This window comes from Nitrospiraceae bacterium, from assembly GCA_019637075.1.
Classification (GTDB): domain Bacteria; phylum Nitrospirota; class Nitrospiria; order Nitrospirales; family Nitrospiraceae; genus JAHBWI01.
In genome coordinates this window covers 183,383-196,148 of the sequence record JAHBWI010000002.1, presented here as the reverse complement: position 1 = coordinate 196,148, position 12,766 = coordinate 183,383, and the positions used below count along the sequence as shown (strand labels likewise).

Genomic DNA, 12,766 nt, shown 5'->3' with positions numbered 1-12,766 from the left:
TGGCAAGCGGGAGTGCAGTCGTCGGGGAGCGCCTCGGCAAGTACTGCGTCCCGGAGCAAGTGACGATGCGTGACCCCTCCAGCTGGCTCGACGAACTCAAAGTAGGCTTCCGTCTCAAGCTGCTCGCGCTGGAACCCCGACTCGGTCCCTTCGCCCGTTTGTGGCGCCGACTTCCTCCGTTTGCTCAACTATTACTTCAGAGTCTAACCATCGGATTGGGCGCGGCGATCTTCCTGCACCAAGCTCGGCCATGGTTACCGGCCATCACCAGCGCGGAGACCTCCGCAACCGACTGGGCCATCAAGTTTTGGAAAGATCGATCGTCCGATCCTGGGGTGGGGCCTGAGCGGTTCGTCTTTGTCGATGTCGACGAGTCGAGCTACCAGCAGTGGGGCGAACCGCTCTTCGTGCCGCGTGACAAATTGGGTCGATTGATTCGCTTTGCCGCCGAGGCTCCGGCGAAGCTCGTCATCGTCGACATTGAGCTGACGAAATATGTCGGGCCGTTGCGCAGGCCGCCGACTCACGCGCAAGGGGTCGAGATTCCGGCCGATCCCGACGAGGCCTTGCGTCTGTTCTTGGATGGATACTCGCGTGAAGCGCTCGACGCGAAGCAGAGGGCCGGCCGTCCGCCCATGATTTTCGTTCGCACCATCGGACAGCCGTTGCGTCCGGCCGCCGGGACCGAAGTCGGGGGCGAGTCAGGGGAGTCAGACGAGGGGCCGTTGGTGTTTCGTGAGGAGCGTCCTTCCGAGTTTCTCGAGCAGGTTGTGACACCGTCGCCGGTTCTGCATTGGGCTTCATCGCTGATTGAACGGGACGATGATGGGGTGCTCCGTGACTGGCGGCTCTTCGAGCCGACATGTTTGAAGCGAGAAGCGAATGCCGTGCCCTCGGCGGCCTTGCTGGGGTGGGCCCTACTCCGCGAACCGCGACTGGATGATGTGCCCTTTTCGGTCCATCGATTCCGCACGGAACTCAAACGACGGTTTTCACCTCCTGCCGGCTATTGCCGCCCCGAGCCGGGTGGTGCAGTGCTGTCATCCGAGCGGACGACCGGCCGGAGTTGGCGACTCGACGATCCGGTCCTGAAGAAAGCGCTTGTGCTGAGCGCCAAGCCGACGAACCTCGAGCATCGCATCTTCTATAAGTTCCATCCAGGCTCGGTCCAGGCCGACTGGTTCTCGCGCGTGCGCGCCTCGCTGATTACCGACCCCCAGCCGTCTCAGCCCCTGAGCTCGGAGTGGCTGGCCGGTAAGGTCGTGGTGATTGGGGCCAGCTTCGCCACGGCTAACGATGCCCATGCGACTCCGTTGGGGGAGATGCCGGGGGCGTTGGTGGTGGTGAATGAACTCAATGCGCTGCTTGAGTTCGGGCAGATCCAGGAAATGAGTGCCGGCACGAAATGGACGGTGTTGCTGGCCCTCATCGTGGCCTTCAGTTTGTCTTTTTCCTACTTTACCAAGACGTGGGGCACGAGGGTGGCGCGGTTCCTCGTCAACGCGATTCTGGTACCGGTGAGCCTCTGGTTCTTCCAGTACGGTTGGTGGTTAGATGTCGTGTTTCCGTTGCTGGTGTTGCAGGCCTATGGCCGGTTCGTGGACTTCAATCTCGAGTCGCCCAAGATCAAGCGTGAATATGATGCCGTATCCGGTAAAGCGTAGGGAGCTTTTTCAGCGAGGGCCGGCTGTATGGGCGATAGGCGCCTGCGTCAGTATGCTGCTTGTCTGCGGCGCACTCTCCCTCGCAGCGGAAAGTCGCGGGCCTATGCCCGCCGTCGGGTATGTCGAGCAACTGGTCGGCAGCTTGGAAAGCTTTACGATCGAACGAGGCGGATCGTCAGTCCCGCTGGCCCTGCTTTTACCGGTGCATGCGGGGGATCGGCTGGTGGTCAAGGGAGCCGAAGCCGTGGCCCATCTCCAATGCGGAAATCGTCGAGTGCGCGTGACCGAACGAGACTCTCCCTTCATCGTGCCGCCCAATGCCGCGCCCCCTACGTTTCTTGATCGGTTGGGGACCCTGTTGATCGAAGTGGGACGCCGATTGACGACGCAGCAGGCGCGCTCGGTGACGAAGGTCAGTACGAGCAGTCGGGGCGAGGAGGATCCGCTTGCCCTGCCGCTGCTTCAGGATCGTATGAACCGACTGCCGGCTCAGGCCAAGACGCTCTATCTCGGTTGGACCGGTGGAGTGCCGCCGTATGAGCTCCGGGTCGTCTCCCAGCAGCCGGAAGCGAGAGAGTTAGTGCATCGCATGGACCTCGCAAGCCAGCGAGTGGCAGTCGTCCTCGATCAGCCGCTTGAGTCTGGGTTCGTTCGCGTATCGGTGAGGGATCGTGAAGGAACTCAGGTGCAAGGCGTCTTTGAAGTGGCGGAGACGGCACCGCCGCCATCTCATGAAGAACTTGCGGATATAGATCTTCCCCCGCCGCTTCGCACGCTGTTGCTGGCCGATGAGTGGGCGAAACGAGATCCCGCCCAATGGAGTTTGTATGCCTACCAAACCGTCACTCCGCTTGCGGACTCGTTCGAGCCCGCGAGACTGCTGCGAGATTGCTTGGAAACGGTTCAGACCTGCCATGAGCGATGACATCAATCGCTCTCCTGTTGCCACTCCTCAGCGGTCGGCGGGTTGTGTCCGAGGAAGGGCTTGGTTATGATGGCACGATTGTTGATTCCAAACATTTGGACGAAGGACCATTGATGATCGTCACGATGTGTCGCCGGCGCGCTGGTTACTGGCTGATGGGCCTGGTCCTGCTCGTCTCGGGTGGATGCAAGCAAGAGGGGGGCGCAGCCCCTGCCATGCCCATTCCACAGGTAGAGATCCAAACCGTCACGCTGCAGAGCGTGCCGGATGAACCGGAGTTTATCGGCCAGGCCGAAGCCTCTCGCCCCGTCGAGATCCGGTCCCAAGTCACGGGCATCATTCAGAGCGTCCTGTTTCCGGAGGGGCGCGACGTCAAGAAGGGCGCCCAGCTCTATCGGATCGACCCGATTCCATTTCAGGCGGCGTTTCAGAGCGCCCGCGCCAAGGTCGCTCAAGCCGAAGCGCGGTTGATTCAGGCGAAACAGAACCTTGCCCGGGTCAAGCCCTTGCTTCAGGAGCAGGCGGTCAGCCAGAAGGACTTGGATGACGCCGTGGCGGAGGAGCTGGCTGCCAAGGCGGCGCTGGAGGGATCCAAGGCTGAGGTCGTGAAGGCCAACTTCGATATGAGCAACACGCTGATCACCGCGCCGATTGCCGGGCTGATCGAGCGCAGCCGGTTTTATGAAGGGCGGTTGGTGTCTGCCCAAACGGATCTGTTGACGGTCATCCACCGCGTCGATCCCATGTACGTGGTGGTCAATGTGCCGGAAACGTTCATTCTAAAGCGGCGCCGCGATATCGAGATGAAGCGCATTGAACATCCCGGCGTCTATCAGCTTCGTGGTGTCCTCACATTCATGGACGGCTCAGCCTATGAGCATGAAGGTGTGTTCGACCTGCTCGAGCCGGGCCTGCGGAGTGAGACTGGTTCGCGGCAGGCGCGCGTGAGCTTTCCCAACTCCGAGCGCAAGCTGCTGCCCGGACAATTCCTCAAGCTGCGCTTCAAGGGTGATACGAAAACCAATGCCGTGCTCGTCCCCCAGCGTGCAGTGCTGCAGGGGCCGAAGGGCCCGTTCGTCTATGTGGTCGGTGCCGAGGATAAGGTGGAAATGCGCGACGTGACCGCCACCGACTGGCAAGGCGGGCAGTGGTTGATCGAAGCAGGGCTGAAGGCCGGGGAGCGGGTGGTGGTCAACGGCTTGCTTCGAATCGCGCCGGGGATGCCGGTCAAGCCGGTCGAAGTATCGGCTGCTCCGGCGGACGCAGCAGCGCCTCCTGCGACGAGCCAGGATAAATAGTGACCTCGCATTTCTTCATTGATCGACCGATCTTCGCGTCCGTAGTCTCCATCGTGCTGGTCGTGCTTGGCCTCATGGCCATGCAGTTTCTTCCCATCGCGCAGTTCCCGGACATTTCTCCCCCGGTGGTCCAGATCGATGCCGACTATCCCGGCGCGAGCGCCGAGGTCGTGGCCGAATCGGTGGCTCGACCGATCGAGGTGCAGCTGCCCGGCATCGACCATCTGCTGTACTACGATTCGACCAGCACGAACGATGGGCACATGACGATCAAGCTGACCTTCGAGATCGGGACCAATCCCGATATCGCCCAGGTCCAGACTCAGAATCGGCAGAAGTTGGCCGAACCGCAGTTGCCGCCCGAGGTCGTTCGGCAGGGCATCCAGATCCAAAAAACCTCCCCGGACCTCCTCGCGGTGATCGCGCTCAGCTCGAATGATCCCCGCTACGACATCGTGTTCTTGTCCAACTACGCGATCCTGCGCGTCGTGGACAATCTGAAGCGGTTGCCCGGCGTCGGCAATGCCATGGTGTTCGGGACTCACAATTACGCCATGCGGTTGATTCTCGACCCGGTCCGGATGGCGCGGCTGGGGCTGACTCCGACGGACATTGCGACGATCGTGCGGGAGCAGAACCGGGATTTCCCGGCCGGCACGCTCGGCCGGGAGCCGGCTTTGAAGGGAACGGAGCTCACGATTCCCGTCATCACCAAGGGGCGCTTGAGTGAGGCGAGGGATTTCGAAGAACTCATCGTCCGTGCGCTGCCGGACGGTTCGATGGTGCGGCTCAAGGATGTGGCGCGGGTCGAGCTAGGCGCCCAGTCCTATAATCTTGAAGGCCGCTGGAACGGGCATCCGAACACCTTCCTTCTGACCTTCCTTGCGCCTGGTGCCAACGCGCTGGAGACGGTCAAACTGATCCGGCACGAGATGGAACAGGTCGCAAAGACCTTCCCGCAAGGTGTGTCGTACGACATCCCCTACGACACGACGTTCTTCATCGAGGTCTCGATTCGTGAAGTCGTGAAGACCTTGGGGGAGGCCCTCATACTCGTGATCCTGGTCGTCTATGTGTTCCTGCAAAGCTGGCGCGCCACGATCATCCCCGCGGTGGCGGTGCCGGTGTCGCTCATCGGCACGATGATCGGACTCGCCTCGCTGGGATTTTCCATTAACACGGTTACGCTGTTCGCGATGGTGTTGGCGATCGGCATCGTGGTGGACGACGCGATCGTCGTGGTCGAAAACGTGGAGCGGCATATGTCGCACGAGGGGTTGCCTCCGCGCGAGGCGGCCAAGCGGGCCATGAGCGAAGTGACGGCTCCGGTCATCGCGATTGTGCTGGTGTTGGTCTCAGTCTTCGTGCCGGTGGCGTTCTTGGGCGGTATCACCGGCGCGCTCTACAAACAGTTTGCTGCGACTATTGCGATGTCGGTGACGCTCTCCGGCTTCGTTGCCTTGACCCTGAGCCCGGCGCTGTGCGCCGTGGTCCTGAAGCCCGGAGAAGGTCCCAGAGGGCGGTTTTGGAACCTGTTCAATCGTTCATTCGACTGGACCCAGACGCGCTACGCCGGGACAGTGGGACGCATCGTGGCGCGGCCGTTCCTTCCGATTGTCGGATTTCTCGCCATTCTCGGGCTCTGCTTGGGCCTGTTTCGGAGTCTGCCGCACAGCTTCCTGCCCGAGGAGGACCAAGGCTACTTCATTTCGGTGGTGCAGTTGCCCGATGGTGCCTCGAAGCAGCGGACGGATGCGGTGCTGACCCGGTTGGAAAAATTCTTTCTCTCGATTCCGGCGATCCATTCGACCGATGCGTTGTCCGGACAGAACTTCGTGTTCGGCACCAGAGGCCCCAACGCCGCGACGATGTTCCTACCCTTGCGGTTGTGGGACGAGCGGCCCGGTCCCCAGAACCACGTGAAGTCGCTGATCGGCGCAGCCTATGGAGAGTTTGCCAAGATCCCCGAAGCGTTGATTCTGGCGTTCAATGCGCCGCCGATCCGTGGGATCGGGGCCACGGGAGGGTTCTCGGTTCAGATCCAGGATCCCAGCGGAGGGGACTTCAAGCATTTCGCCGAGGTGGCGCAGCAATTTGTCGCCCGAGCGCAGAAGGATCCCTCCATCGGTTTCATCAGTTCGACGTTCCGCGTCACCGCGCCGCGTCTGTATGCCCATGTGAACCGAGAGCGGGCGAAGGCGCTGGGCGTGCCGATCTCGGATATTTTCGATACGCTGCAGGCCTACTTCGGGAACTTCTACATCAACGATTTCGTGAAATTCGGGCGCGTCTACCATGTGCAGACGGAAGCAGATGCAGAGTTTCGCTCCACGCCGCAGGACCTCTCGAAGATCTATGTGCGGGCGCAGACGCCGCAAGGGGTCAACATGATCCCGATCGATACGGTCGTCACGCCGGAGTATACAAGCGGTCCGGATCCCGTAAACCATTTCAATGGCTACAACACGGCGCTGGTGCTGGGAGCCGCGGCGCCGGGGTTCAGTTCTGGGCAGGCGCTGGATGCGCTGGACCAAGCGGCTAAGGACGTTCTGGCTCCGCAGGGGTATGGATTGGATTACAGCGCGATCTCGTTCCAAGAGAAGAAGGTCGGTGGCCAGTCAGGCATGGCCTTCGCGTTTGGACTGCTGATGGTGTTCCTGGTCTTGGCGGCCCAATACGAGAGCTGGGTTGTGCCGTTTGCGGTGATCCTGGCTGTGCCCTTCGGGATCTTCGGGGCGTTGTCGGCCGTGTGGATGAGGGGGTTGACCAACGATATCTATTTCCAGATCGGCATGGTCACGTTGATCGGGTTGTCCGCTAAGAACGCGATTCTGATCGTGGAGTTTGCCAATACGCGGGTCGAGGCAGGTCGCCCATTGCTCGAAGCGGCGGTTGAGGCGGCGCGTTTGAGATTCCGTCCCATCATTATGACGTCCATGGCGTTTATCTTCGGCATGTTGCCGTTGGTCGTTGCCACGGGGGCGGGCGCCGCGAGTCGTCATTCCATCGGGACGGGCGTATTCGGAGGCATGATCGCCGCGACGTTCCTCGCCATTTTCTTCGTGCCCCTGTTTTTCGTTTTGGTGCGGAAGGTCACACGTCGTGGCAGGGGAGTACGGCAGGTTGAGCATGAGGCGGTGGAGGGAGGACATTAGGATGCGTCTCGGTGTTGCGGCGGTGCTCTCCTGCATGCTCATGTCCTGTGCTATGGGGCCGGACTACAAACGACCGGATGTCGGGACGTCGGATTCATTCCGGCTGGCGTCGGGCTCGGATGCGACCTCCTTGGCTAATCTCGCCTGGTGGGAGCTGCTCAAGGATGCGGAGTTGCAGAAGCTCGTGCGGGTGGCCCTGGACGAGAACCGGGACCTGCGGCGCGCTGTGGCAACGGTCGACGAATTTCGGGCCCGCGCGCTCGTGGCACGATCCGACTACCTGCCGGGGCTGACCGCCACGGCCAATGCTCCCGTGCTTGGCCGGAAGAGTATCTTCTTGTTTCCCGGGTTCGCGAATCCATTCAACTATTATCTTCAGGGGAGCCTGAATTGGGAACTCGACGTGTGGGGGCGGATCCGCCGATCAAACGAGGCGGCCTTGAAGGACCTCCTGGCACGCGAGGACAATCAACGGGCTGTTGTCCTGCAATTGGTCTCGGGTGTCGCCGAGGCCTACTTTGACCTTCTTCAGTTCGATATGCAGTATGACATCGCGAAGCGCACTCTGCAGTCTTGGGAAGAGTCGGTTCGCATCGCCCAAGCCCGCTTGCGTCAGGGCATGACGTCGAAGCTGGATTCGGATCAATTCGAGGCGGAGCGCGCCAACGCGGCGGCACGGACGGCCGAGCTCGAGCGGCAACGGGTGCAGAAGGAAAACCAGCTGAGCGTCTTGTTGGGGCGTAGGCCGTACCCGGTTGCTCGGGGCCGTTCATTGACCGAACAGGTGATGCCGCCGGAAGTGCCGGCAGGACTTCCGTCCGACCTGTTGCAGCGGCGGCCGGATCTCATGCAGGCGGAAGAACAATTGGCCGCGGCGACCGCGCGTATCGGGGCCGCCAAGGCGGAGCGATTTCCAAAGATCAGCCTGACGGGGATCTTGGGCGTGGCCAGTCCCCAGCTGTCGAAACTCTTCACCGACCCTGCCTCCTATGGGGTGGCGGGGCCTTCTCTTGCGAGTCCATTGTTGAATGCCCAGATCTTGGGATTCCAGCAAGAAGCTGTCGAGGCGCAGGCCCGCCAGGCTCAAGCGCAATACGAGCAGACCGTGCTGACCGCCTTTAAGGAAGTCGAGGATGCTCTGATTGCCGTCAAGACGTCGCGCGATCAACGGGAGGCACAACAGATACAGGTCAACGCGCTGCAGTCCGCGCTACACCTCGCAGAACTTCGCTACAAGGGTGGACTGGCCAACTACCTGGATGTGTTGGTAGCTCGGCGAAGCCTCTTTGATGCTGAACTTGCCTTGAGCGGCACCCATCGATTGCATCTGGTTTCCATTGTGCAACTCTACAAGGCGTTAGGCGGTGGCTGGATGGCAGAGGGGGCACCGCTCCCGCAGGCTGTGCCGGCCTCATCCAATGCGAACCGGGGCTAGGTGCGGTTCAGCCGAAGCGTTTCCCGCCGCTGACCGGTCGTTTGCCATTCATTCATGCCATGCGGCGCTTTCGCTGCAGCTCATCTCGTGGATCTAAAGATGCGGATATGTTCCCGCTACCTACTGCTGTGGCTATTGCTCTGTTCGTTCATGCCTGAGGCCACCTCCTCGGCCAGTCTTCAACCCGATCAGGTCGTCGTGCTAGCTAACCGGAACAGTACGGACAGCGTCGCTGTCGCGCGTCACTATGCCGCCCAACGAGGCCTGACAGAACGGCAGATCATTGTGTTGGATGTGCCTCTGGGCGAGACGATTTCTCGATCCGACTATGAGGTGCGGCTCGTGCTGCCCTTGCGAGCGGCATTGGAGCGCAACGGGTGGCAGGCGAAGGCGCGAGCGTTGGTCGTAACCTATGATCTGCCCTTACGGGTGGCTGCTCCGGTGCTGACACCTGAGCAGGCGCAGGCACTGGCAGATGCAAGGACCCATGTCCGGGCTGTCCGAGGATTGCTGACCAAGCTGGAGACGTCCTTGTCCGACATCGCCGTGACCGAGGCGCATCCTGCGCCTGGTGGTCCTCGTGAGTCCGGGGACTCAATGCTAGAGGCGCAACGGGCCGCTCGTGATTTCTCGCGAATCGGGCAGGCCATTCAGTCGGCGATCAAACGGGTTCAAGCGCAAGCAGGGCATGCGGACTATGCACGATGGGAGGAAGAACTCACGCGGCTGATCGTCCAATTTGCCGGCCGCGGGGCATTCATACCTGCCACCCGCAATCCACAGGAACCGCTGGAGGTCCAAGTGTTACGCCAACAGATCGAGGAGGGCGAGCGCATTCTCCGCATGCTCATGCAGCAGCCTCAACTTACGCGCCGGCATGAGTTGTACGTATGGGTACAACAATTGTTCGGGCTTCAGGGAGTGTTGGGGCTGGCCGCGGCGGAGATGGATGCGTTGAACGGCGATCATGCAGACGCCAGTGTGGATAGCGAATTGAGCTTCCTCTGGTGGGATCGGTCTGACTATGTGGTGGCATGGCGTGTGCCCAATCCGCTGTTTTTCGATGTGGCGAAGCAGACGACGGGTGATGGGGGGCAGCTGCCGGTATTGATGGCAAGCCGACTGGATGCACCGTCCCCCCAGTTGTCGATGCAGATGGTCGATCGTGCATTGGAGGCCGAGCGTGAAGGCCTATCGGGCACAGTGTACCTTGATGCCAGGGGGCTCGCTCAGTCTGACACGTATGGGCGCTACGATGACAGTTTGAGATTGGCGGCAAGGATGTTCCAAGGCAAGGGGGCACTCAAGGTTCGCCTCGAAAACACTGAGCGGCGTTTTAGTGAGCCGGGGGAGGCGCCGGACGTGGCTTTATATGTCGGATGGTACAAGCTTCGAGGGTATGAGGATGCGTTTGCTTTCCGCCCCGGATCGATTGGGTACCACTTGGCCTCCGCCGAAGCGGTGAGCATTCGCGCCGGTGGTGAGAAAGGATGGTGTCGGAACGCGCTGCTGCGTGGGATTACCGTTACGCTCGGTCCCATTGCCGAGCCCTACCTTGATTCGTTTCCTGAGCCGGCCCACTGGATTGCGTTCCTCACCAGTGGGCGGTACAGCTTGGTGGAAACCTACTATCTCTCCAGCCGCTATGTGAGTTGGCGCATGGCGTTGTTCGGCGACCCTCTCTATAACCCCTGGCGTGGGCGGAGCATCACGCTTGGGGCTTCAGGCCACGACGGTCCCATTCCTCCTGCCGATCGGCCAATCGAGGATCCTGTCGTGACGCGAGCATCCGTCAGGCAAAAGCAGGATGTCCTTCGCGCCAGGCTGCTTCAAATCCTTGAGGACGTCGCGCGACACATCCAACCGGGCTTCTAAAGTGGCCGTTTAGGCCTGTTATAAGCTTGCATCAAGCACGCGTCATATAGAGGAACGCTAGAACAGACGGCGAACCCGACGGTAGCTTGTGCGTATGGGGGGAAGTACGGCGCCCGCAAACGTTCCGCCCAGGAGCGCCATCAGAAGGATGGTGAAGCTGCTTGCGATCCAGGCGATCGTGGGTTGCAAGCCGAAGACGACATTGGTGGCGCTCATGATCCATAGGGTGACCGCGACCAGACCGAGGTGGAGGGGACGGCCGTTTGGAAGGCGCATTGCTGCGATGGCAAATCCCATGGCACCGGAGAGTACATTCAGGATAAACGCCGCATCAGGATGTTCACCCAGGTGCCAGCCTGCGATTGCAGCCCCAAATCCAAACAGAAATGTTAGGCCGTACACGATTGTGGCATCACGCAGCACGATGGAGGGGCGATTCATGACCCCTCCTGCTCTAACGAGCCGTTGCTCTCACGTCGGATCGACTCCAGTCGTTGGAGGATCAAAAGAAGTAAGGTTGGGGGAAGTCCATTGCGACGGGAAGATCCGGAGGGTTGCGTCTTGATGCTCTCGATCAGAGGGTGCTGCATCCATCGCTCCTTTTAAGCTAACGACCAGGTCCGTTGTTTCTCCAACGCCAAGATATTCGGAGTTCCAGGAATCTCACTGCGAGATTGCCGTTCTGGCCTGTCGGGCGAGTGTAGAGCCTGGCAAGGGTGAAAATAATTCCTCGTTGGCAACGGCTATTCCCTCGTCTGTGGGATTGGAGGATGGAATGGAGCAGCGGAGGGAGGTTGGGTTCGGATGTGCGGTAGGGCTGAGAATTTTGTACTAAAGATCGTGGAGGTTTCTCATGCGGGGCCTGGGTATACGTTTCGGCTCCGGCGGCTGGGGACGAAATCGACCGACAAGCCATCGGTATGAAGCTTCGAGTACGTTGTCGAGCGCGAGCACGAGCGCTCCGATGACGAACAGTCCTACTACCAGGGCGAATTCAACGTTGATCGTCATGTCCGATTCTGCACCTCTGTTGCGGGCACAGTGCCTAAGAGGGTATGGGCCGGGCGCTGTGCGTGGATCAGCGCCCGGCCCGGGGGCTGGTCTGATCAGGCCGCAATTCTTGTGATGGCCTCTGTCCCCAGCGGGATTCCTTCGGTCTGAGCTACGGGAGGAATTGCAGCAGCTTGTTGCAGGCTGGCAGTCTGCGCATTGCGATTCTTCTCGAGAATACTGTCGTGCATGTGCCCGCAATTCATGCATCGCCATGCACGAGTCCACATCGGCCCGAACGACTCCTCCATATCCAACATGAAGTCTTCGATCATGCAGCCTTTACAGCGGGAACAGCTCATGGGGTCCTCCTTTGTTCATTTCACTAGCCATAAGCCTAGACGGAGATGCGGGGGGCCGGTAGACCAGAAGGCAGTACCTCTTAGGGGGGAGCGGGGCCATAGGGCTGAGGCTCCGGTTCTACTAGGGATTTTCAAACGGATCCTTATCCGGCGCAGGCTCAGCCGGGGCTTCAAGTGCACCGTCCAGAAAGCTTTTGATGGCCGAGAGGCTTAATTCAGGGATAGTTGCCATACTCAACTCAAACTCTCGGCCTTTGGCCCCTTGAACCGTTGCCGAGTCAATTTGGATGGGATTCGGGGCTGACGGAAGGAAGATCCTCAGCGAAAGCGCGGTGCCTCCGGTCACCGGACGGTCCCCCTCCACCCGCCATCCCCCGACCGAGGCGTCTCGAACGCTCGCTGTTCCACCCACTCAGGTCCAAGATCGTAGAGAATGCAACAGGCCTTGGTGCGTCTGTACGATCTGAGTGTAGAGTGCTCAGCCATGTTGCCGCTTTTCGGCAATCTTGATCAATTGGACTATTACGATGATTGAGTCGCACTGATGGTGAGTTCCGTCCGAGTATCTGCGAATTCCATCTGAAGCGGAAAATGGGTGTCCAGGAAACATCCCAATCGCTGACGAACTTCGTTATCCATGACCAGTAGCTCCACGCCAAATCGGTTTTCACGTACCCAGGTCACGGTCGCCAGCTTTATAGAAAGCGGTTGGGGCTCGTCGGGAAGCGCAAGCCGGAGGGTAAGGTAATCACCCTCGATCAATGTATCCGGGGTGCGGCATCTTGTTCCGTGTGAACTCACTTCAAAGAGGGCGCCTTCACAGGCGCGGGCCAACTCGTCACGGGAGAGTGAGCAATGGACCAAGAATGGAGGATTCGAGGTGCATTTCATATTGGCCTCAGAGCAATGTGTTGTAACTCTGCTGAGGCAAAGCCTAGCTTGACGGTGGGAACGGCGATAGTCCGCGAAGAAGGTACTTCAAAGGGAGGGCGCCGACTGGAGGCAGTGCAGTGGGGGCGTCAGTTCCATGACGCTCCACATCTTGGTTGTTGATTACTTTCG

Annotated in this window: 10 protein-coding genes; 6 read left to right on the top strand and 4 right to left on the bottom strand. The window is 60.2% G+C overall.

What is annotated here, in order from left to right; translation table 11 throughout:
- The first annotated feature begins 65 nt into the window (after positions 1-65).
- The 6 genes from KF814_05130 to KF814_05105 all read left to right on the top strand — a co-directional run bounded on the left by KF814_05130 (position 66) and on the right by KF814_05105 (position 10,352).
- A complete protein-coding gene (locus tag KF814_05130) occupies positions 66-1,664 on the top strand; it encodes a CHASE2 domain-containing protein (GenBank protein MBX3235513.1) in 1,599 nt (532 codons plus the stop codon).
- A gap of 103 nt (positions 1,665-1,767) precedes the next feature.
- The gene (locus tag KF814_05125; protein ID MBX3235512.1) at positions 1,768-2,589 is read left to right on the top strand and encodes a hypothetical protein; all 822 of its coding nucleotides are present in this window, start codon (positions 1,768-1,770) and stop codon (positions 2,587-2,589) included.
- A 113-nt stretch (positions 2,590-2,702) separates the two neighbouring features.
- Positions 2,703-3,887 (top strand): efflux RND transporter periplasmic adaptor subunit, encoded by a 1,185-nt coding sequence (locus KF814_05120; GenBank protein MBX3235511.1) that lies wholly within the window; start codon positions 2,703-2,705, stop codon positions 3,885-3,887.
- A complete protein-coding gene (locus tag KF814_05115; GenBank protein ID MBX3235510.1) occupies positions 3,887-7,042 on the top strand; it encodes a multidrug efflux RND transporter permease subunit in 3,156 nt (1,051 codons plus the stop codon). The genes KF814_05120 and KF814_05115 overlap by 1 nt, the downstream gene beginning before the upstream one ends.
- A gap of 1 nt (position 7,043) precedes the next feature.
- The gene (locus KF814_05110; protein ID MBX3235509.1) at positions 7,044-8,477 is read left to right on the top strand and encodes an efflux transporter outer membrane subunit; all 1,434 of its coding nucleotides are present in this window, start codon (positions 7,044-7,046) and stop codon (positions 8,475-8,477) included.
- A 99-nt stretch (positions 8,478-8,576) separates the two neighbouring features.
- Entirely contained in the window at positions 8,577-10,352 is a 1,776-nt protein-coding gene (locus KF814_05105) for a TIGR03790 family protein (GenBank protein ID MBX3235508.1), read from the top strand.
- Positions 10,353-10,409: 57 nt separating this feature from the next.
- Here KF814_05105 and KF814_05100 read toward each other — a convergent pair whose 3' ends face one another.
- The 4 genes from KF814_05100 to KF814_05085 form a co-directional block, all read right to left on the bottom strand.
- Entirely contained in the window at positions 10,410-10,793 is a 384-nt protein-coding gene (locus tag KF814_05100) for a hypothetical protein (protein MBX3235507.1), read from the bottom strand.
- 390 nt (positions 10,794-11,183) lie between these two features.
- Positions 11,184-11,363 carry a hypothetical protein gene (locus KF814_05095; protein ID MBX3235506.1) on the bottom strand — a complete coding sequence of 60 codons (180 nt, stop codon included), beginning with the start codon at positions 11,361-11,363 and terminating at the stop codon, positions 11,184-11,186.
- A 95-nt stretch (positions 11,364-11,458) separates the two neighbouring features.
- Positions 11,459-11,704, bottom strand: coding sequence for a hypothetical protein (locus tag KF814_05090; GenBank protein MBX3235505.1), 246 nt, complete (start codon positions 11,702-11,704; stop codon positions 11,459-11,461).
- A gap of 522 nt (positions 11,705-12,226) precedes the next feature.
- Entirely contained in the window at positions 12,227-12,595 is a 369-nt protein-coding gene (locus KF814_05085; protein ID MBX3235504.1) for a PilZ domain-containing protein, read from the bottom strand.
- Positions 12,596-12,766 lie beyond the last annotated feature (171 nt).